The organism is Bacillus sp. MSP13 (assembly GCF_000815295.1).
In the GTDB taxonomy this organism is placed as follows: domain Bacteria; phylum Bacillota; class Bacilli; order Bacillales; family Bacillaceae; genus Bacillus; species Bacillus vallismortis.
In genome coordinates this window covers 478,088-497,494 of the sequence record NZ_JXAQ01000004.1, presented here as the reverse complement: position 1 = coordinate 497,494, position 19,407 = coordinate 478,088, and the positions used below count along the sequence as shown (strand labels likewise).

Below are 19,407 nucleotides of genomic sequence, written 5' to 3'. Positions count from 1 at the left end.
ATATGGAGATACATACATATGAAAAGGAATTTTTTGAACTTTTAAAAAGGATCTCACATTACAGTGAAGCGGTTGCGTTAATGCACTGGGACGCCAGAACTGGTGCGCCCAAAAACGGCTCAGAAGATCGTGCCGAAAGCATCGGCCAGCTTTCAACTGATATTTTTAATATCCAGACATCAGATCGAATGAAGGCGGTTATCGATGCCCTGTATGAACGATTTGATGATTTGTCAGATGATACGAAAAAGGCAGTGGAGCTGGCGAAAAAAGAGTATGAAGAGAATAAAAAAATACCTGAGGCTGAATACAAGGAATACGTCATTCTGTGTTCAAAGGCAGAAACCGCGTGGGAGGAAGCGAAAGGAAAATCTGATTTCAGCTTGTTTTCCCCTTATTTAGAGCAGCTGATTGAATTTAATAAACGGTTTATTACGTATTGGGGTTATCAAGAGCATCCTTATGATGCATTGCTTGATTTGTTTGAGCCGGGTGTTACGGTAAAGGTGCTTGATCAGCTGTTTGCTGAGCTCAAGGAAGCGATTATTCCTCTTGTTAAACAAGTGACAGCTTCCGGAAATAAACCGGATACAAGCTTTATTACAAAAGCGTTTCCTAAAGTAAAGCAAAAAGAGCTCAGTTTGTATTTTTTACAGGAGCTTGGCTATGATTTTGATGGGGGAAGGCTTGATGAAACGGTTCATCCGTTTGCGACCACGATGAACCGCGGAGACGTTCGGGTTACGACGAGATATGATGAAAAAGATTTTCGTACAGCGATCTTTGGCACCATCCATGAGTGCGGTCACGCCATATATGAGCAAAATATTGACGAAGCACTGAGCGGTACGAACTTGTCAGATGGCGCATCAATGGGAATCCATGAATCTCAATCATTATTTTATGAGAATTTTATCGGCCGCAACAAGCACTTTTGGACACCGTACTACCAAAAGATTCAAGCGGCATCACCTGAACAGTTCAAGGACATTTCCCTGGATGATTTTGTCCGGGCAATCAATGAATCAAAACCTTCATTCATCAGGGTAGAAGCGGATGAATTGACGTATCCTCTCCATATTATCATCCGCTATGAAATAGAAAAAGCGATTTTCAGCAATGAAGTGTCTGTGGAAGAACTGCCGGCGCTTTGGAATCAAAAATATGAAGATTATTTGGGGATTACACCGCAGACGGACGCAGAAGGAATTTTACAGGACGTCCATTGGGCAGGAGGAGATTTTGGCTACTTCCCATCCTACGCGCTCGGCTACATGTATGCGGCTCAGCTGAAACAAAAAATGCTGGAGGACCTTCCTGAATTTGATACTCTCTTGGAAAGAGGAGAATTCCATCCGATAAAACAATGGCTGACGGAAAAGGTGCATATTCACGGAAAACGGAAAAAGCCGTTAGAGATTATTAAAGATGCAACAGGGGAAGAACTGAAAGTACGCTATTTAATTGAATATTTGTCAAACAAATATTCAAATCTCTATCTTTCCTAATCAAAAGCCTGGCAGCGCGGCTGTCAGGCTTTTTTAGGGCCGGAAAAACATAAAAGACGAATGATTAACTTATAAATAAAAATAAAGTTCGGAAATTTTGTTTTTTATCTATGCAAGAGATTAGAATCTTGATATAATTTATGACAATATGATAGGAACACTCATATAATCGCGTGGATATGGCACGCAAGTTTCTACCGGGCACCGTAAATGTCCGACTATGAGTGAGCAATGAGACCGCATGTGTACGGTTTTTTGTTATTTCAGCATTGCTTGCTCTTTTTTTGAGCGGGCAATGCTTTTTTTATTCTCATAACGGAGGTAAGCAGGATGGAAGCACTGAAACGGAAAATAGAAGAAGAAGGCGTCGTATTATCTGATCAGGTATTGAAAGTGGATTCTTTTTTAAATCATCAAATTGACCCGTTGCTTATGCAGAAAATCGGTGCCGAATTTGCCGCCAGATTTGCAAAAGACGGGATTACCAAAATTGTGACAATCGAATCATCCGGAATCGCTCCCGCTGTGATGACGGGCTTGCAGCTGGGTGTCCCGGTTGTCTTCGCCAGAAAGCATCAATCTTTAACACTTACCGATAACCTGCTGACAGCGTCAGTTTATTCCTTTACAAAGCAAACAGAAAGCCAAATCGCTGTGTCGGGAACCCACTTGTCAGATCAAGATCATGTGCTGATTATCGATGATTTCCTGGCAAATGGACAAGCGGCGTACGGGCTCGTGTCGATTGTGAAGCAGGCGGGAGCTTCTATAGCGGGGCTGGGCATTGTGATTGAAAAATCTTTTCAGCCGGGAAGAGATGAACTGATGAAGCTAGGTTACCGGGTGGAATCTTTGGCGCGCATTCAATCTTTAGAAGAAGGAAAAGTATCTTTCGTACAGGAGGTTCGTTCATGAAAAATGGATTCGGCAAAACGCTGTCTTTAGGGATTCAGCATGTGCTCGCCATGTATGCCGGTGCCATTGTCGTTCCGCTGATTGTCGGAAACGCAATGGGGCTGACTGTCGAACAGCTGACTTATTTAGTGTCGATTGATATTTTTATGTGCGGTGTGGCTACACTACTTCAAGTGTGGAGCAACCGATTTTTCGGGATCGGGCTTCCGGTTGTGCTTGGCTGTACATTTACGGCCGTATCGCCGATGATTGCAATTGGATCCGAATATGGGGTTTCAGCGGTTTACGGAAGCATTATTGCTTCAGGTATTCTTGTCATTCTGATTTCATTTTTCTTTGGAAAGCTCGTCTCCTTTTTTCCGCCGGTCGTGACAGGTTCGGTTGTTACCATTATCGGTATCACACTTATGCCGGTAGCCATGAATAACATGGCAGGCGGAGAAGGAAGTAAAGATTTTGGAGATCTCTCCAATCTTGCGCTCGCTTTTATCGTTTTGGGCATCATTGTGCTTTTATACCGTTTTACGAAAGGGTTTATCAAATCGATTTCAATTTTGATCGGTATTTTGATTGGGACTTTCATCGCTTCTTTGATGGGAAAAGTTCAATTTGATAATGTGTCGGACGCTGCGGTTGTTCAACTGATCCAGCCGTTTTATTTCGGAGCGCCGTCTTTTCACGCAGCGCCTATCATTACAATGACCATCGTGGCGATTGTCAGCCTTGTAGAATCAACTGGTGTCTACTTTGCCTTAGGTGACCTGACGAACCGCCGTCTGACAGAGAAAGATTTGTCTAAAGGCTATCGTGCCGAAGGGCTGGCTGTACTGCTGGGCGGTATTTTTAACGCTTTTCCTTACACGGCATTTTCTCAAAATGTCGGGCTTGTACAGCTCACAGGAATCAAGAAAAATGCCGTCATTGTGGTCACAGGTGTGATCTTAATGGCATTCGGGCTATTTCCGAAGATCGCTGCTTTCACGACCATTATTCCGCCTGCTGTTCTGGGCGGGGCAATGGTGGCGATGTTTGGGATGGTAATCGCTTACGGCATCAAAATGCTCAGCCGCATTGATTTTGCAAAACAGGAAAACCTGCTCATTGTTGCCTGCTCAGTGGGTCTGGGCCTCGGCGTGACAGTTGTGCCGGATATGTTTAAGCAGCTTCCGAGCGCCTTAACGCTGCTTACAACCAACGGCATTGTTGCGGGCAGCTTTACTGCAGTCGTCTTAAATATTGTATATAACGTATTTTCTAAAGCCAAAAAAACCGAACAAAAAGCTGATATCACGAAACAAAAGACAGCAGTCTAAACTCCGCCTTGGCGGAGTTTTTGCATATAAAAGTGTTCGTTGCGGCACAATGTATGCAAAGAGGTGATCGCATGGCGTTTATTTTATCCATCGGAACAAGTCTTCCTGCGTATGATGTAAACCAAGAGAAAGCGGCTGAGTTCGCCCGCTATATGTTTCAGCATTCCTTTAAAGATATTGACCGGCTGTTAACCGCCTTTAAAAACGGGCACATTCAATCGAGACAATTTGTTAAGCCGATTGAATGGTATAAAGAGGGTCACAGCTTTGAAGAAAAAAATAAACTATACATAGAAGAAACGCTTAACCACAGCAGAGAGGCTGTTCGCGAGTGCCTCTCTCATCCTGAATTTTTCCAAGACGCCATCCCTTATGAGAAAGTGGACGCTGTTTTTTTCGTCTCCAGTACGGGCCTTTCCACCCCGAGCATCGAGGCGCGGCTCATGAATGAACTCCCGTTTTCTCCATATACGAAGCGGATTCCGCTATGGGGTCTCGGCTGTGCAGGAGGAGCCAGCGGACTTGCGCGCGCTGTTGAATACTGCAAAGCGTACCCTGAGGCTTTCGTGCTCGTCATTGCTGCTGAATTGTGCAGCTTGACATTCCAGCCGGAAGATAAAACGAAAAGCAATCTGATCGGCACTTCGCTTTTTGGAGACGGCATTGCCGCAGCATTATTGTGCGGAGAGAAGGCGGACCGCAGGATGTCAAAACTGAAGTTTGTGCCGAAGATAACGGATTCCCAATCTGTTTTGATGAAACAATCAGAAGATGTCATGGGCTGGGACTTTACTGATCAAGGATTCAAAGTCATTTTCTCAAGAGATATACCGACTTTGGTAGAAAAATGGCTCAAATCACATGTAAAGGTTTTTTTGGACAAACATCAGCTGTCATTCAGTGATATCAGCGTATTTTTAGCACATCCAGGCGGAAAAAAGGTGATTGATGCATACATCAAAAGTCTCGAACTCTCAACAGAAAAGCTTTCCTCAGCGCAAAGCATATTGCAAAAGCACGGAAATATGTCTTCAGCCACAATATTGTATGTGATCAAAGACCATCTGCTGAATGGCGATAAAAAGGAAGCAGAACGGGGACTGATTGGCGCATTAGGCCCGGGATTTTCTTCAGAGCTGCTGTTATTCAGCTGGGGAAGGGTGGCTTGATGTATGTTTTGGTTGTTAATCGTCATTCTCATGACTCAAAGACTGGCAGAAATGGCAGTAGCCAGACAAAACGAACAAAAGGTAAAGAAACAAGGGGCGATCGAATTCGGTGAGAGCCACTATCCGTATATCATCATTATGCATATCCTTTTTTTCCTGTCTTTCATTGCGGAAGTGCTGCTGCTGAACAAACAGCCGTCAAGCTGGTGGATCGGTATCGCTGCGGCTATTTTAAGCGTGCAGGCAGTACGGTATTGGGCACTTTGCTCCTTAGGCGCACATTGGAATACGAAAATTCTTGTCATTCCGGGTGCGGAGCTTGTAAAAAAAGGCCCTTATAAATGGATAAAGCATCCAAACTATAGCGTTGTTATATTAGAAATCTTATTGATCCCGCTTCTGTACCGAGCCTACGTCACCATGTGTCTATTTTCCATTTTCAATGCCGTGCTGTTAACCGTCAGAATCCGTGCAGAAGACAAGGCACTAGAGGATCACCTCATAAAATAGAGATTGAAAATCATTCTCACCCATGTTACAATAAAAGTGAAAAAGATTCTCAATCAGGATGGTGAAGCGAATGACAATGCTATTTTTGCTTGGGGCGGTTTGTACATATAGTGTATTAATTGGTTTTGTATTAAAAGGAATCTCTAATAAATCTGTTTCATGAATCTGGAACTTGTCAAAGTTGCAGATTTTCTTTATAGAAGCTGCCGTAATGGCGGCTTTTTTCTATTCTTTTAGAGAAATTTGATTCATTCTTGTGTAAAATGAAAGGGGATGTATTCAGATCTTTCAAAAAAGATTCACAATTGAAACGGCACAAAGGGGTTCATACTGATGACAGAACATAACAGAAAAGAGCTTTTGCATAAAACCGGGGAACTATATAAGCAATTCATCGAAAATCAAGATGAACAAAGAGCTGCCAAACTGGCTGCGGTCATGAACAAAGCGGCTGATGAAGAGGTTTATATCGCGTTTACCGGGCATTATTCAGCGGGGAAATCATCACTGCTGAACTGCCTGTTAATGGAGAATATTTTACCGACAAGCCCGATCCCGACAAGCGCTAACCTTGTTGTGATCAGAAACGGGGAAAAGCGTGTTCGGCTTCATACAACAGACGGAGCATGCGCTGAGCTAAAGGGGGCTTATCGGAAAGACAAGGTGCAGCAATACTGCAAAGACGGGGAACAGATTGAAAGCGTTGAAATCTATGATCGATATACTGAAATGGATACGGGAGTTGCGTACATTGACACCCCTGGGATTGACTCAACAGATGATGCGCATTTTCTGTCGGCGGCGTCTATTCTCCACCAGGCGGACGCGCTGTTTTATGTCGTTCACTATAATCACGTGCACGCTGAGGAGAATGTAAAGTTTCTCAGGTCAATTAAAGAAAGTATTCCTAATGTGTATTTTATCGTCAATCAAATTGACCGCCATGATGAGTCGGAGACACGTTTTGAAGATTATAAAGCGCAGGTTGAGGAGATGCTTTGCAGTGAAGGCTTTTCGAAGGACGCACTCTATTTTACGTCAGTGACAGAACCGAACCACCCGTTCAATCAGATTGGCGTCCTGAGAGACGAATTAAAAGGAATAGAACAGCAATCCAAGAGCAACCTCCAGCCTTTAACAGAACAAAAAGTCCGCCATCTGCTAAAGGAACATACGGAGATGCTTTTGAACGATGAAACAGGTGGAACCAGCTATGCTGAACAGCTTATCACGCAAACTGAATTGGTCCAATCGCTGCGTGATCAACGGGATGAGATGACAAAGAAAGCGACTGAGGCAGAAAACAGGATGCAGGAAGTAGTCAATCGCATTTTAAAAAATGCCAACTTGACGCCTTTTGAAATGCGTGAGCTGGCGGCTGAATTCCTCGAATCGCAAGAGCCTTCTTTTAAAACCGGTTTTTTCTTTTCGAAAACAAAAACTGCACAGGAAAGAGATAGAAGAAGAAATGCTTTTTTCTCAGATGTGAAAAAACGAACAGAGGCCGAAGCGGATTGGCACATAATAGACACGTTTCATAAACTCGCCAAGGCATTTGATGTTCATACAGCTGAAAGTGAAAAGCTGATTCAGGCCTATCGCACTCCGCTTAAAATTGACATTATTGAGCTTGCTGTCAAGCATGGTGCAGCATTTTCTTCTGAATATGTATTGCAATATACAAAAGATTTGGCAGAGCTGATTCGCAAAGAGGCGAAAAGAGAAGCGGCAGACATCATAAAGGCGCTTTCTGCGATGGTGAAAGAGAGTGTCACTAAAGACTTGCAAACGGTCAATGAACGACTCATTCAGGAATCGGAGAAACTCGCTATTCTTCAAGAACAGGCTGGTTTAGAGAATAATGCCCGCGAAAAAGCTGATCGCATATGGGCCATTTGGGAAGACGAATCCGCATACCCACGGAATATAGAAACCGACTGGTTTAAAACGAAGAAAAAAACAGTGGCGGCGCCAGAACAGATACGAAATCAAAGCCATCAGACACGGCAGCGAAATATAAAACCAGAAATTATGGAGCAAGAACGGCCGCTTCAAGACCAGATCAAGCGCTTTCGTATATTGTCTGATCTTTTAGGCGAATATAACATGCTGTCAAAACAAACCTCAGCCTTTCAGCAAAGGATTAACAGGCTCGAGGAACGGAAATTTACACTCGCGCTTTTCGGAGGCTTTAGTTCGGGGAAATCATCATTTGCCAATGCGCTTGTCGGTGAAAGGGTGCTTCCCTCCTCACCAACGCCAACCACAGCCACCATTAACAAGATTACAAAACCAACCAATGGCAGCATCAATAAAACAGCGGATGTGGTCTTTAAGACGGAGGATGACATAACGGCTGAGATTTTACAGCTTACCGGAATAAAAGAAGAGCCACCAGGCCGTTCTTTTACAGAGAAGTGGGAAAAGGCGATCAAAAAAAGCCGGCTGCAGGAAGAACACGTGAAATTGATCAGCAATTTCCTGCTTGCATATGAAAAGGTTCAGCCATATATACAGGAACAAAAGACATTAACGATACCGCTGTCTGACTTAAAGCCGTATGTGGCAGAGGAGGCAACGGCCTGCGCTGTAAAAGAGGTAACGGTCTATTATACATGTCCGCTCACTGAAAAAGGGATTACGATCGTTGATACGCCCGGCGCAAGCAGCATGAACAAACGGCATACAGAGCTGGCGTTCCAATATATAAAAGATGCAGATGCGTTTTTTTATATGACCTATTATCAGCATTCCTTCTCAAAAGGAGACCGTTCATTTTTGCAAAAGCTAGGGCTGGTGAAAGAATCGCTCAGCATGGATAAAATGTTTTTCGTCATTAATGCGGCGGACCTTGCGAAAGATAGAACAGAGCTGGAAACAGTGACCGATTATGTAAGCGCAGAGCTTGTAAAAGAAGGGATTCATGATCCGCAGCTCTTTACCGTATCTAGTAAGGAGGAACTGCAGGGAAAACAGGAATCATTTTATAATCAGTTTCCGAAAGTCAGAAAACACTTAGATCGCTTTATCGAAGTGGACGTTAAAAAAGCGTCTGCCGCACAGCTCAGTTCGGAAGCAAACAAACTATGCGAAACTGTTTTCCAGCTTCACCGATCCCAACATCAGTCCGAAGAAGAAAAGGAAGCGCAGAAACAGCGCCTTATGCAATCATTTGAGCGGACAGCAGCCGAAATCGAGAAACGGCGAAGCTCAGAAACCATCATTGAGAAAGCAAAAAAAGACACAAAAGAACAGCTATATCATATTACACAGCGCTTATCCTTTTTTGCGAATGATTTACTAAAGTCGACATTTCATCCCGGGCTTCAGAATGGAGATTGGAAAAAGAACGTCGCTAAGGCGATGAAAACCGCAGTACATGAATATCAATTCGAATATGTCCAGGAAATCAAAACGCTTGATGTTCGCATGAGCGGTTTTATTGAACGGCATATCGCGGAAGAATGGCTGGAAAGCTTTCAAAAAGTATTAAACGAGGACGGTTATTTTTCCATTTATGCGGGTGATCAGCATTCCAATGGTATACAGCTGAAGGAGGTTGAACCGGATTTAGATGAACGCGTTTTCGAGCAGGAACAAAAAGAAATCAAATCACCAAAACACTTTTTTGAACAGAAAGGAAAAGCGGCCTTCATCGAGGCTGTGCGGATAAAACTTAATAAAATCACAGAGCATTGGGTGACTAAGGAAGAAGAAAGCCTTATTTCTCATTACACAAATCACCTCAGGCGCTTGCAGGAAGAGATGGCTGACAAAGCAATGGAACAAATAAAGGACCAGAAAGATACGTATGTAGAAGGATATGCGGAAGGGGAACATGCAAAAGAGATTGAAAAGGCATACCAAGCATGCATCTCCTGGCAAAGATCAGGCCATATAATAAAAATGTAAAATTCAGTTGGTTTGTATTTCAAGTCATGATAGACTAAATAGAAAAAAGCGAGATGAACGATTCATGTCAGAGGTACATAAAGCAATTTCAGCACATTCATCAAAACAGCATGAGCATATCAAAGCATTTATGCGTCTTGAAAACATGCGTGAAATGGCCATTGAAGAAGCGGTTTCAAAATGCAAAAACGATGAGCCATTTACGACAGATGCGATTAATGGAATTACCGAGCAAATGAATCAGCTTGCCAAACAAGGCATCGTGCCGACAAGACGCCATGTATCAAAAGAAATGGTCAGAGAATACGTAAACCGTATGTAAGCTGGATGATCCTGTCGCGAGTGAATCCTCAGCGGAAGCATATACTATATGTATCCGACGTAAGGGGGGATTCATGTTGGGCAGAACAAAGCTGGGAAACAGAAACGCACAGGCCAATAACAATGCCAAAAAGAAAAATGGATTTCAAACGCATTTTGACTCTTACGCAGGACGGGAAGCTGAAAAGCTGATCGCCAGCAATAAAAGACACAATGACTGATGATACACAAAACAGTATCTCTCATCAAAGAGATGCTGTTTTTTTATTTTTGCGCTGCTTTATGGTAAAATAGAAGGAATGAAAGAAAAAGGAGTTATCTGATGAATAAAAATAAATTATTGCTTGTTGATGGCATGGCTCTGTTATTTCGGGCGTTTTTTGCCACGGCTGTGCATCGCAACTTTATGATAAATGACAGCGGGGTGCCGACAAACGGCGTCAACGGATTTTTAAAGCATTTCATTACAAGTGTGGAAACATTCCAGCCGACACACGTCGTCTGCTGCTGGGACATGGGAAGCAAAACATACCGAAATGACCTGTTCGAAGATTATAAGGCGAACCGCAGCGCACCGCCTGTAGAGCTGATTCCGCAGTTTGATCTGGCAAAGGAAGCGGCCGCCGAGCTTGGGATTATGAATATCGGCTTTGCCGGATATGAAGCGGATGACTGTATCGGAACTCTTGCCGCTTTGTTTGCAAATGAAGCTGAAATTACGATCGTAACAGGAGACCGCGATTTACTTCAGCTGTTAACGGATGAAGTGAGTGTGGCCCTGCTGCAAAAAGGAATTGGAAATTATAAAGTCTATACAAAAGAGAACTTTTACGAAGAAACAGGCGTCCTGCCGAAAGCTTTGATTGATATTAAAGCGCTAATGGGTGATTCGAGTGATAACTATCCCGGCGTTAAAGGAATTGGAGAAAAGACAGCTTATAAACTGATTCGTGAATACGAATCGATTGATCGTTTATTAGAGAATCTGTCTCTTCTTCCGAAGGGGCAGCAAGGGAAGATTCAGCAAGGTTTGAGCGATTTGGAGATGTCGAAAAAGCTTGCTGAAATTTATTGCTCGGTGCCGCTGGCCTGTACGCTCAAAGACACTCTATTTACTCTGAAAATGGAGCAGGCGGCTGACATGCTGCGCCGCCACCAAATTAAAGGAATTGAACGTATGCTTGAAAAGCTGAACGCTAGAGAGATCGTTTAGACCTTCCCTAGCGTTTTGTATTGCTTTTTTTTGCTCTTTCCTCAAGCTCTGTTTTAGGGTCTGTATGCGTGTTGCCTTCTAAATCGCCTTGAGGAGTTACACCGCCGGTCAGCCGGCCTTTATCTTTCTTTTTCATGTTTATTCACCTCATCATTAGAATGAACCAATGACCGTGATTTAATTCTTATCATTCAGCCGAATCGCTTCTTTTGCAAGCTGATCGGCTTTTTGGTTTTGTTTTCCCGGTATCCATTTGATGAAAAAGAGAGGAAAGGCCGCTTTTAACCGGATGATTTCTTCCACATATGGGTGAAACATTTTGTTTTTTGCCATTTCAAGCTCAGCGGCTCGTTCCACAATATCTGAATCGGTGCGAAAGGAAACAGATTGATACCCGCGCTTTGCACATAGCTTCATGCCTTCAATTAATGCACGAAATTCCGCTTCCTGATTTGTATGCATTCCGATTGGAATAGAAAAAGACTCTGCTTGTCCTTCATGTTTGATAAAAATGCCGATGCCGGAAGGTCCGGGATTACCGGCGCTCGCGCCGTCTACGTATATTTCTGTAGGCATTATGAACTCCTCTCATCATTCGGTATCATTCTTTTTGCTGCATAAGCATAAGGCAGTGAAATCAAAGAAACCGCAAATTTAATCAAATAGGTGGAAATAAAAATATGAAGCCAAATTCCTGCCGGATACACACCGAAAAAAGCGACACCGGTAAATATCAATGTATCAAACAGCTGGCTGACTGCTGTGCTGCCGCCGTTTCTGATCCATAAAAGCCGATCAGAAGGAAATATCCTTCTAATTGACGAATATACATAAACATCCAGCGTTTGGCTGAAGATAAAGGCAAGCAAACTTCCTAACGCAACGCGCGGAAGAAATCCGAAAATCGTTTCCAGCGCAGTTTGTGATATGTCGCTGGAAGCCGGTTCGAAAAGCAGCACGCCCTGCATGACAAATGTCAGCGTCAAAATCGTTGAGAATCCGAGCCATACCGCTTTTTTGGCTTCAGCCGGGCCGTATTTCTCATTGAGTACATCTGTCGCAAAAAAGATGGTGCCGTACATTACATTTCCGAGCGTTGCTGTTAAGCCAAACAGTTCTACTGTTTTGACGACTTGAAGGTTTGCGCAGACTGTAGCAAATCCAATCCATACAAACAGTCCCATTTTGCCAAATCCTTTATAAAATAAAAGAACAATGATAAAATGAATGATCGCAAAAATGATCCAAAATGAGTTGTTAAACAAAATGAAAAAGCTTCCTTTCCGGGATAAGATTGGTTTGATTATAGCACAAGCCCGGCAACTAATGAATGGTAAGGTGATCAAAATGAAGCTCAGACCGCATATGAAAATAGAAGCAAAAGGGACGGGATCCGTTTCGTTTATAGCCGAAGATTGGCTGACTGCTCAACAGGCGCGTATGCTCGCCAGAGAACTAGGCCGTTTTCCATACATGAAAGAGCTCGAGTTCGAAGACGAAAAAGGCGGCAGCTGGACGCTAAAGGAATTGGAAAAGCTAACAGAGGAGCTAGCTCAAGAGCCTGATGACGTAACTGTTTATTTTGACGGCAGTTTCGATAAGGAGAGCGAACTGGCGGGACTCGGAATCGTCATTTATTATTCATTGGGAGGAATCCGGCATCGCTTGAGAAAAAATAAAAGCTTCCGGCTGAAAACCAATAATGAAGCTGAATACGCGGCGCTGTATGAAGCAATAAGAGAAGTTAGAGAGCTTGGAGCAAGCAGAAATTCAATTACGATCAAAGGGGACTCGCTTGTCGTGCTGAATCAGCTTGACGGCAGCTGGCCTTGCTATGATCCGTCTCATAATGAATGGCTGGACAAAATAGAAGCACTTCTCGAATCGCTGAAGCTTACTCCAACTTACGAAACCATACAGCGGAAAGACAACCAGGAAGCCGACAGCCTCGCTAAAAAAATTCTATCCCATCAATTCGTAGAAAGCCATACGAAATTAGACCGTAACGGAGATGACGATATTGGATAAGAAAATGATCTTTAAAGAACTGACAGAACTTCAAGATGAATATTGCAAGGATTGTTTTATCAAGAAACAGTTCCGCAAAGATTTTGGCAAAACTTACGCACATTCATTTTGTATCACTAAATGTACGGTTGGTGAAAAGCTGAAAGCCTACGGCGATGTCTTAACCAATCATTAAAGAATAAAACCGCAGAATCTGCGGTTTTATTCTTTGAATTCATCCAGCTGATGCTCGCTATCATCCAGAAGTTGCTGTTGCTGCTCTACAAATTGAGGATCATCGAGAGTGGCTAGTTCTTCTGATTGTGACAGTTCTCTTGCATCCTCAATGGCTTGGTATGCGGCATCGACTAATGTCGTGCTTTGGCCTCTTGTCGCAGCTCCTGTCGTTTTCTGCGCTGTTTCCACGGCTAGTTCCAGCTGGCGCTTATCCGTAAAGCCAGTCTGCTCCTCTTCATGAAATTCTGATGTCATAAAAAACACCTCCGCAACTATTTTGCAGAGGTTTTTTGAAATTTATGTACAAAAATAGAAAATAAAATAGAAAATAAGCCGATATAACTATTGAACCAGAATAGATAGGACCGTTTTACTATTTGAGGTATCTTGGCAGAGAAGGGGAACGCAGCTATGGATGATAAAGACTTGAGGTCGATCCTTCACAAAACATTTATAGAAATATACAGTGATTTAGAAGAACTCGCGGATATCGCGAAAAAAGGGAAGCCTTCAATGGAAAAGCATGTCGAAGAAATTGAACAGAGGTGCAAACAAAATATTTTGGCCATTGAAATTCAGATGAAAATCAAATAGGAGAGGCAAATGCCTCTCCTCTATTTGTCATCATGTATTGAGTTTAGAGTTTTACAACATTAGAAGCTTGAGGTCCACGATTACCTTCGACAATTTCAAAAGAAACTTCTTGTCCTTCTTCTAATGATTTGTATCCGTCTCCTTCGATAGCTGTGAAGTGAACAAATACATCGTCTCCGCCTTCAACTTCAATGAAGCCGAATCCTTTTTCGTTGTTGAACCATTTTACTTTACCGTTTTGCATATTGCTTAATTCCTCCTAGTACTGTAGCACCTGTGTGCTAAAAAAAATTTTTGTCACCATTTAACTTTGATTCATTGTTAAATGATGGTTCAACTATACACCATCTGGGAGCACTCGTCAAGTTGCGAAACGGTTTATTTTTAAAAAGAAGGGCAAGTTTTACAGAAAAATGTAACCGTTTTTATAGGTAGGTGAAAACAAATAAAAAGAGCACACGATTTTCGTATGCTCTCTATAAACATGTTACGATAGCGCTTTTGCTCTTTGCTTAGCTGCCAACATCATCTCTGATTCCTTCAGGATATCTTCTAAAATCACTTCAGAAGAGTTTGCTAAATGAAGGTCCTTAATGTTTTTCTTCATGCGCAGTAAGGTCTCTTCATCTGCGAGAAGGGAAGTGACTGATTCGAGAATCTCTTCATGACGGTTCACGACGATGGCAGCGCCGCGATCTTCAAAGAAGTTCGCATTTTCCTTTTCCTGGCCGGGCACGGGTTTGTACAGAATGACAGGCACACCGATGGCAGTCGCTTCTGTCAAAGTAATGCCGCCAGGTTTTGTAATCATGCAGTCTGTGATCCGGAACAGCTCATCAATGCGCTCCACATAGCCAAGAACTTTTAATTTGTCCCCGTTTTCTGCTTCAAGCGTGCTTAAAGATTCTTTTAAGGCTGTATTTTTCCCGCAAACGACAACCACTTGCACATGATCATCTTTAACAAGGTTTTCACACAGCTCTTTTACGTTCTTTAAGACACCGTGGGCGCCTGCCATGATCATAAGCACTTTTTTGTTAGGTGAAAGATTGTACTTTTGATATATCGGCTCCACAGGCAGGGGTTCTTCAAATTGCGGCCTAATTGGAATTCCAGTGATTTTTACGTTGCTTGGATGAGTGCCGATCTCCAGCAATTTTTCCTTTACATAATCTGTCGCCACATAATATTTATCCACGTTTTCATGAACCCAAATTTTGTGAAGGCAAAAATCGGTCATCACGTTGAAGGTAGGAATGACTCTTCCTGTTCGGCGTCTGTATTCCGGCACGACGATCATCGGAAATGTATTAATAATAATATCGGGCTGATGTTCATCGACAAGTTCGCCCAATCGTTTATTCCCCATTTTAAAGTAAATATTAAATTTACGTTTATTATAGATTTTGTCAACTCCGTAATAAAACAAACGATAAAACTGTTTCCCGATTGAGAAGCTTTTTAAATAAAGGTACTGAGTTACCTCTGAAACAATCGGATTTGACTCTTGATACAAATTAGAAACTGTTACATGCTGAAAGCCGAGCCGAACACATTGCTCATAAAGCGTTTTGGCTACCTGCACATGCCCATTTCCGTAATTTGCAGTCAAAATTAATACTCTTTTATTGGTATTCAAGTAAATTCACCTCAATGTAATCAACAACAAGCAAGCTTCATGCATCGTAAGGAGTTATTGTCTATACATAAACATAACACAAATACATAATCGAATTATTAATGCAGTGAAAAAATTAAGCTAATTTTAAAAGATTTGGATTCCAGTATTTTAAATTTTTGTTATACGCAGACTGAATCAGATGTATTTTATCATATTTTTTGCTTAGCGTATTACTAAAATAGAAAAATCAGTCCCATTCATAAGGAGTTTCTTGGTAAACATAATAATTTAGCCAGTTCATAAACAATAGTGTCGCATGCGCTTTCCAGCGATTTACTGGCTCCTTGCTGACTTCTGCGAAATAATGTTTAGGCGCCTCGACACCAGGAAGGTTGCGTTCCAGATCTCTTTCGTATTCTTGAAGAAGCGTATTTGTATCATATTCAGGGTGCCCTGTTAAAAAGACTTGTTTTTCGTCTTTTGACACAATTAAGCATACCCCAGCTTCCTTTGATGCGGTAAGAATATTTAACTCGGACACTGCTTGAAGCTGTTCCATATTTATATCTGTATGCCGGGAATGCGGCACGTAGTATAGCTCGTCAAAACCTCTTACCAATCTTTCATGTTTTGAAAGAACTGTATGTTCGAACACACCGAAGATTTTTTTCGGTATTTCCATTTTTTCCACACCATAATGGTAATACAATCCTGCTTGAGCACCCCAGCAAATATGCAATGTTGAAGTGACATTCGTTTTGCTCCACTCCATGATCTCTTTGAGCTCTTCCCAATATGAAACATCTTCAAACGCCAAATGCTCGATCGGCGCACCGGTGATAATCATGCCGTCAAACTTCTTGTGACGGATATTGGAAAAAGTCGTATAAAATTCGTCAAGGTGTTCTCTTGCAGTATTTTTCGGCGTATGTGTGCTTGGGATTAAGAAAGTAAAATGAACCTGTAAAGGCGAATTTCCAAGCAATCTGAGAAGCTGAGTCTCTGTCTGGATTTTTTTCGGCATCAAATTCAATATAATAATTTTTTGCGGCCGGATATCCTGATGAAATGCTCTGCTTTCATCCATTACAAATATATGTTCACTCTCAAGCACCTGTTTTGCCGGCAGGTGTGTTGGTATATTAATAGGCAACGTGCCACCTCCATCATTTCCCCGTGTAATTTTCTTCATTATAGGAATTTTCACGCCAATTTTCAATCTATCTATAAATGTTGAAGGGGAAACAATAGAAAACTCTTTAAATAAAACGCATAAATACGCCTTTTGGTTTCACTGGAAAATGCTTTTCAGATGTTTTATCCCAGAAGGGAACAGTCCTGTTTTATAGAATGGTTAACATAACAAAAGGAGTCCGCATCCTAATGGTAAAAGCAGGCGGGCTTTCATATATTACAGTCTTTTTGAGCATAAGCCAGTTCTATGCATTATGCAGCAGGCATATCAGGTTTAGTTGACTCTGTTCTTATAAGTGCTGATAAAGGATGTTTATTTTGAATTGAGATGTAAAAAAGGTAAAATAATCAGCAGTAAGGACATAGGAGGGGCTTACATGTCTATATATCATATGAAGGTACGTACAATAACTGGGAAAGAAATGACACTTCAGCCTTTTGCCGGAAAGGTATTGATGATCGTGAATACAGCAAGCAAATGCGGATTTACGCCGCAATTGAAACAGCTTCAGGAGTTATATGATACATATCAGCAGGAGGGGCTGGAAATCTTAGGATTCCCCTGCAATCAATTTATGAGCCAGGAGCCTGGTGATGAAGCAGATATACAAGAATTTTGCGAAACGAATTATGGCGTTACGTTTCCTATGTTTTCAAAAGTGGAAGTGAACGGAAAAAACGCCCATCCGCTGTTTGTGTATTTGGCAGAGCATGCGAAAGGCATGCTGGGAACAAAAGCAATCAAGTGGAATTTTACGAAATTTGTAGTGGACGAAAATGGAGAAGTCGTTGGCCGCTATTCTCCAAATACAAATCCGAAAGAGCTGGAAGACGTGATCGTGAGGCTATTAGGACAATAATGAGGGTGTTTGTATGAAGGGATTGAAGCGAATAGAACAAATCAGGGCATGGGTCCAATGTGTACTAAACGGTGAAAGCTCTGGCCATGATTGGCATCATGTATCAAGGGTTACAGAGCTTGCTATGTATATTGGAGAAAAGGAACATGCGGATTTATTCATAGTGGAGACGGCGGCTTTGGTTCATGATGTAATTGACGCCAAGCTGCCTGATACGATCAGGCTTTCAGTAAGCGAAGTATATGATCAGCTCGTTTTTTTCGGGGTTGGAAAAGAGGATGCTGACAGAGTGATTCGCATCATCACAAGTATGTCCTTTCGAGACAGGGATAAGCTGGCGGGAGAGCCACTTTGCATCGAGGGAAAAGCCGTACAAGATGCTGACAGGCTTGATGCCATCGGCGCTATAGGGATTGCCAGAGCTTTTATGTTTGCGGGGGCAAAAGGGCACAGCCTTTATGGAAATGATCAAAGCGCCTACGCTCATTTTTTTCATAAGCTGCTGCGGCTGAAAGAGCTGATGAATACAGACACCGCTCAGGAAATAGCGCAAGAAAGGCATGATTTCATGCTTCGGTTTGTCCGCCAATTAGAAAAAGACATGCTCGGGATTGAAGTCAAAACGTCGTAATAGAAGGCATAGGGGGACTATGATAGAATAAGTCACAGATATGCTAGAGGAGGACAATCATGAAGATAAAATCAATTGAACCTACGCCAAGTCCCAATACAATGAAGGTCATCTTAACGGAAGAGCTTCCGTCGGGCAAGAGCAATAACTATAAACCGGATCAAGCAGATGGCGCACCGACTGTTATCGGGGAAATTCTTAAAATAGAAGGCGTGAAAGGCGTATATCATGTCGCTGATTTTCTTGCTGTTGAACGGAACGCGAGATACGATTGGAAAGACATATTACCGCAAGTCCGCACTGCATTTGGGATGGAAAGTGCTGAAAACACAGGAGAAAATCGCTCTGACCAAGAGTCTTTTGGAGAAGTGAAAGTTTTTGTACAGATGTTCAGCGGCATTCCTATGCAGGTCAAGTTAACAGATGGGGAGCGGGAAGAGCGCTTCGGGTTACCCGAACGCTTTCAGCAGGCGATATTAAAACTCAGATCTGAAGTTTCAAATGTTGTGTTTGAGCGGGCATGGAAAGAACAAGGCGTCAGATTCGGCGACTTTAATGAAATTGGTCATGACGTGACAGAAGAGCTTCAGGCGGCTTACAGCGATGAGCGGATGAAACGGCTGATAGAAGCGGCGGCTCAAGGGAAGGGCGAAGCAAAACAAGCTGTACAGCGCAAGGCGTATAAAGTGACGCTTGACATGCTGGATGATGAGGACTGGAAAAAACGGTATGCACATTTGGAGCAGATGGATCCGAAAGAGGAAGATATCCCCGTTTTACAAAAGGCATTGGATGATACCAAGGTGTCCGTCAGAAGACAGGCTGTTGTGTATTTAGGAATGATTGAAACACCTAATGTTCTTCCTCTATTGTATAAAGCGCTTGAGGACAAAGCCGTCTCAGTCAGAAGAACGGCCGGAGACTGCCTGTCTGATATCGGCGACCCTCAAGCCATTCCTGCTATGATCAAGTCGTTAAGCGACTCCAGCAAGCTTGTCCGCTGGCGCGCGGCTATGTTCCTGTACGAAGTCGGCGATGAAAGTGCGATTGAAGCTCTGCGCGCTGCCGAAGATGATCCCGAATTTGAGGTCAGCCTTCAAGTAAAAATGGCGCTTGAACGTATTGAGCATGGAGAAGAAGCAAAAGGCTCTGTTTGGAAACAGATGACAGAGAGCAGAAAAAAAGGTGAATAAAGGAAAGGAAAGGGTGCAGATCATGCACCTTTTTTATTTGAATTCACTTTTTATAAAAATTATTTCGAATATTGTTGAAAAATGTCCGAAAACTATTTATAGTAAGTAACAATATTAATAGTTGGAGGGTTCACATCGACAGAAAGCTATATAAATATAAAAACATGAAGGAAACAAGCGAGGCGAGGGCGGCCTGTATTTTATCTTTT

General features: G+C 42.5%; 23 protein-coding genes, 1 pseudogene and 1 riboswitch. Of the genes and pseudogenes, 16 read left to right on the top strand and 8 right to left on the bottom strand.

The features are described 5' to 3' along the window. Positions 1–2 precede the first annotated feature (2 nt). From ypwA to exnP, 10 genes are all read left to right on the top strand, one after another. The gene (gene ypwA / locus SC79_RS05815) at positions 3–1,508 is read left to right on the top strand and encodes a carboxypeptidase (RefSeq protein WP_039074246.1); all 1,506 of its coding nucleotides are present in this window, start codon (positions 3–5) and stop codon (positions 1,506–1,508) included. A 141-nt stretch (positions 1,509–1,649) separates the two neighbouring features. Then, positions 1,650–1,749, top strand: a riboswitch (purine riboswitch). Between the two features lie 89 nt (positions 1,750–1,838). After that, positions 1,839–2,423, top strand: a complete 585-nt coding sequence (gene xpt / locus SC79_RS05810; RefSeq protein ID WP_010327943.1) for a xanthine phosphoribosyltransferase — start codon at positions 1,839–1,841, stop codon at positions 2,421–2,423. Further along, positions 2,420–3,736, top strand: coding sequence for a xanthine permease PbuX (gene pbuX / locus SC79_RS05805; RefSeq protein WP_039074245.1), 1,317 nt, complete (start codon positions 2,420–2,422; stop codon positions 3,734–3,736). Before xpt ends, pbuX begins: the two co-directional genes overlap by 4 nt. Positions 3,737–3,807: 71 nt before the next feature. Further along, the gene (locus SC79_RS05800) at positions 3,808–4,905 is read left to right on the top strand and encodes a type III polyketide synthase (RefSeq protein WP_039074244.1); all 1,098 of its coding nucleotides are present in this window, start codon (positions 3,808–3,810) and stop codon (positions 4,903–4,905) included. A 3-nt stretch (positions 4,906–4,908) separates the two neighbouring features. Next, on the top strand, positions 4,909–5,415 hold the full coding sequence (locus tag SC79_RS05795) for an isoprenylcysteine carboxyl methyltransferase family protein (RefSeq protein WP_039074243.1): 507 nt from the start codon (positions 4,909–4,911) through the stop codon (positions 5,413–5,415). Between the two features lie 70 nt (positions 5,416–5,485). Continuing rightward, positions 5,486–5,578: a Fur-regulated basic protein FbpC gene (fbpC, locus tag SC79_RS20440; RefSeq protein WP_100740084.1), complete on the top strand. Its 93-nt coding sequence runs from the start codon at positions 5,486–5,488 to the stop codon at positions 5,576–5,578. Between the two features lie 170 nt (positions 5,579–5,748). Further along, complete coding sequence (locus SC79_RS05790; protein ID WP_039074242.1) at positions 5,749–9,327, top strand: dynamin family protein; 3,579 nt, start codon at positions 5,749–5,751, stop codon at positions 9,325–9,327. A 64-nt stretch (positions 9,328–9,391) separates the two neighbouring features. Then, positions 9,392–9,649, top strand: coding sequence for a YpbS family protein (locus SC79_RS05785; RefSeq protein ID WP_010327948.1), 258 nt, complete (start codon positions 9,392–9,394; stop codon positions 9,647–9,649). Positions 9,650–9,722: 73 nt separating this feature from the next. Further along, the gene (locus SC79_RS19875; RefSeq protein WP_003230761.1) at positions 9,723–9,869 is read left to right on the top strand and encodes a hypothetical protein; all 147 of its coding nucleotides are present in this window, start codon (positions 9,723–9,725) and stop codon (positions 9,867–9,869) included. Positions 9,870–9,970: 101 nt separating this feature from the next. Further along, on the top strand, positions 9,971–10,861 hold the full coding sequence (gene exnP / locus SC79_RS05780; RefSeq protein ID WP_039074241.1) for a 5'-3' exonuclease ExnP: 891 nt from the start codon (positions 9,971–9,973) through the stop codon (positions 10,859–10,861). 7 nt (positions 10,862–10,868) lie between these two features. On the opposite strand, the gene sspL is transcribed toward exnP, so the two are convergent. The 3 genes from sspL to SC79_RS05765 are packed head-to-tail and all read right to left on the bottom strand — an operon-like array spanning position 10,869 to position 12,126. Further along, a complete protein-coding gene (sspL, locus tag SC79_RS05775; RefSeq protein WP_010327950.1) occupies positions 10,869–10,997 on the bottom strand; it encodes a small, acid-soluble spore protein L in 129 nt (42 codons plus the stop codon). A gap of 41 nt (positions 10,998–11,038) precedes the next feature. Further along, positions 11,039–11,437 carry a reverse transcriptase-like protein gene (locus tag SC79_RS05770; RefSeq protein ID WP_039074240.1) on the bottom strand — a complete coding sequence of 133 codons (399 nt, stop codon included), beginning with the start codon at positions 11,435–11,437 and terminating at the stop codon, positions 11,039–11,041. Further along, positions 11,437–12,126, bottom strand: coding sequence for a queuosine precursor transporter (locus SC79_RS05765; protein WP_039074239.1), 690 nt, complete (start codon positions 12,124–12,126; stop codon positions 11,437–11,439). Before SC79_RS05765 ends, SC79_RS05770 begins: the two co-directional genes overlap by 1 nt. An 82-nt stretch (positions 12,127–12,208) precedes the next feature. On the opposite strand from SC79_RS05765, the gene SC79_RS05760 reads away from it, so the two are divergent. Together SC79_RS05760 and SC79_RS05755 are read left to right on the top strand one after the other, a co-directional pair. Further along, positions 12,209–12,889: a ribonuclease H family protein gene (locus SC79_RS05760; RefSeq protein ID WP_039074283.1), complete on the top strand. Its 681-nt coding sequence runs from the start codon at positions 12,209–12,211 to the stop codon at positions 12,887–12,889. Then, on the top strand, positions 12,882–13,064 hold the full coding sequence (locus SC79_RS05755) for a zinc-finger domain-containing protein (protein WP_039074238.1): 183 nt from the start codon (positions 12,882–12,884) through the stop codon (positions 13,062–13,064). The genes SC79_RS05760 and SC79_RS05755 overlap by 8 nt, the downstream gene beginning before the upstream one ends. A gap of 26 nt (positions 13,065–13,090) precedes the next feature. Here the strand turns inward: SC79_RS05755 and SC79_RS05750 are convergent, their stop codons facing one another. After that, entirely contained in the window at positions 13,091–13,360 is a 270-nt protein-coding gene (locus SC79_RS05750) for a DUF2564 family protein (RefSeq protein WP_039074237.1), read from the bottom strand. Positions 13,361–13,516: 156 nt separating this feature from the next. Between SC79_RS05750 and degR the strand changes: the two genes are divergently transcribed. Continuing rightward, positions 13,517–13,699 (top strand): transcriptional regulator DegR, encoded by a 183-nt coding sequence (degR, locus tag SC79_RS05745; protein ID WP_010327956.1) that lies wholly within the window; start codon positions 13,517–13,519, stop codon positions 13,697–13,699. Positions 13,700–13,742: 43 nt separating this feature from the next. Here degR and cspD read toward each other — a convergent pair whose 3' ends face one another. The 4 genes and pseudogenes from cspD to metA all read right to left on the bottom strand — a co-directional run bounded on the left by cspD (position 13,743) and on the right by metA (position 16,473). Next, positions 13,743–13,943, bottom strand: a complete 201-nt coding sequence (cspD, locus tag SC79_RS05740) for a cold-shock protein CspD (protein ID WP_003230776.1) — start codon at positions 13,941–13,943, stop codon at positions 13,743–13,745. Between the two features lie 15 nt (positions 13,944–13,958). Next, a pseudogene (locus tag SC79_RS20900) lies at positions 13,959–14,106 on the bottom strand (hypothetical protein); the annotation flags it as partial. 80 nt (positions 14,107–14,186) lie between these two features. Continuing rightward, positions 14,187–15,338: a diglucosyl diacylglycerol synthase gene (locus SC79_RS05735; protein ID WP_039074236.1), complete on the bottom strand. Its 1,152-nt coding sequence runs from the start codon at positions 15,336–15,338 to the stop codon at positions 14,187–14,189. Positions 15,339–15,567: 229 nt separating this feature from the next. Then, positions 15,568–16,473 (bottom strand): homoserine O-acetyltransferase MetA, encoded by a 906-nt coding sequence (gene metA, locus SC79_RS05730; RefSeq protein WP_039074235.1) that lies wholly within the window; start codon positions 16,471–16,473, stop codon positions 15,568–15,570. Between the two features lie 418 nt (positions 16,474–16,891). On the opposite strand from metA, the gene SC79_RS05725 reads away from it, so the two are divergent. Genes SC79_RS05725 through SC79_RS05715 form a run of 3 tightly spaced genes read left to right on the top strand, consistent with a single transcriptional unit; the run spans position 16,892 to position 19,198 of the window. Next, positions 16,892–17,374: a glutathione peroxidase gene (locus tag SC79_RS05725; RefSeq protein WP_010327960.1), complete on the top strand. Its 483-nt coding sequence runs from the start codon at positions 16,892–16,894 to the stop codon at positions 17,372–17,374. A gap of 13 nt (positions 17,375–17,387) precedes the next feature. After that, positions 17,388–18,005, top strand: a complete 618-nt coding sequence (locus tag SC79_RS05720; protein ID WP_039074234.1) for an HD domain-containing protein — start codon at positions 17,388–17,390, stop codon at positions 18,003–18,005. Positions 18,006–18,064: 59 nt separating this feature from the next. Continuing rightward, positions 18,065–19,198 carry a conserved virulence factor C family protein gene (locus tag SC79_RS05715; RefSeq protein ID WP_039074233.1) on the top strand — a complete coding sequence of 378 codons (1,134 nt, stop codon included), beginning with the start codon at positions 18,065–18,067 and terminating at the stop codon, positions 19,196–19,198. Positions 19,199–19,407: the final 209 nt, after the last annotated feature.

What these genes read in the sequence shown, in the direction of transcription:
- ypwA (WP_039074246.1), top strand. Translation starts at nt 3, where the DNA reads ATGGAGATACATACATATGAAAAGGAATTTTTTGAACTTTTAAAAAGG.
- xpt (WP_010327943.1), top strand. Translation starts at nt 1,839, where the DNA reads ATGGAAGCACTGAAACGGAAAATAGAAGAAGAAGGCGTCGTATTATCT.
- pbuX (WP_039074245.1), top strand. Translation starts at nt 2,420, where the DNA reads ATGAAAAATGGATTCGGCAAAACGCTGTCTTTAGGGATTCAGCATGTG.
- SC79_RS05800 (WP_039074244.1), top strand. Translation starts at nt 3,808, where the DNA reads ATGGCGTTTATTTTATCCATCGGAACAAGTCTTCCTGCGTATGATGTA.
- SC79_RS05795 (WP_039074243.1), top strand. Translation starts at nt 4,909, where the DNA reads ATGTTTTGGTTGTTAATCGTCATTCTCATGACTCAAAGACTGGCAGAA.
- fbpC (WP_100740084.1), top strand. Translation starts at nt 5,486, where the DNA reads ATGACAATGCTATTTTTGCTTGGGGCGGTTTGTACATATAGTGTATTA.
- SC79_RS05790 (WP_039074242.1), top strand. Translation starts at nt 5,749, where the DNA reads ATGACAGAACATAACAGAAAAGAGCTTTTGCATAAAACCGGGGAACTA.
- SC79_RS05785 (WP_010327948.1), top strand. Translation starts at nt 9,392, where the DNA reads ATGTCAGAGGTACATAAAGCAATTTCAGCACATTCATCAAAACAGCAT.
- SC79_RS19875 (WP_003230761.1), top strand. Translation starts at nt 9,723, where the DNA reads ATGTTGGGCAGAACAAAGCTGGGAAACAGAAACGCACAGGCCAATAAC.
- exnP (WP_039074241.1), top strand. Translation starts at nt 9,971, where the DNA reads ATGAATAAAAATAAATTATTGCTTGTTGATGGCATGGCTCTGTTATTT.
- sspL (WP_010327950.1), bottom strand. Translation starts at nt 10,997, where the DNA reads ATGAAAAAGAAAGATAAAGGCCGGCTGACCGGCGGTGTAACTCCTCAA.
- SC79_RS05770 (WP_039074240.1), bottom strand. Translation starts at nt 11,437, where the DNA reads ATGCCTACAGAAATATACGTAGACGGCGCGAGCGCCGGTAATCCCGGA.
- SC79_RS05760 (WP_039074283.1), top strand. Translation starts at nt 12,209, where the DNA reads ATGAAGCTCAGACCGCATATGAAAATAGAAGCAAAAGGGACGGGATCC.
- SC79_RS05750 (WP_039074237.1), bottom strand. Translation starts at nt 13,360, where the DNA reads ATGACATCAGAATTTCATGAAGAGGAGCAGACTGGCTTTACGGATAAG.
- degR (WP_010327956.1), top strand. Translation starts at nt 13,517, where the DNA reads ATGGATGATAAAGACTTGAGGTCGATCCTTCACAAAACATTTATAGAA.
- cspD (WP_003230776.1), bottom strand. Translation starts at nt 13,943, where the DNA reads ATGCAAAACGGTAAAGTAAAATGGTTCAACAACGAAAAAGGATTCGGC.
- SC79_RS05725 (WP_010327960.1), top strand. Translation starts at nt 16,892, where the DNA reads ATGTCTATATATCATATGAAGGTACGTACAATAACTGGGAAAGAAATG.
- SC79_RS05720 (WP_039074234.1), top strand. Translation starts at nt 17,388, where the DNA reads ATGAAGGGATTGAAGCGAATAGAACAAATCAGGGCATGGGTCCAATGT.
- SC79_RS05715 (WP_039074233.1), top strand. Translation starts at nt 18,065, where the DNA reads ATGAAGATAAAATCAATTGAACCTACGCCAAGTCCCAATACAATGAAG.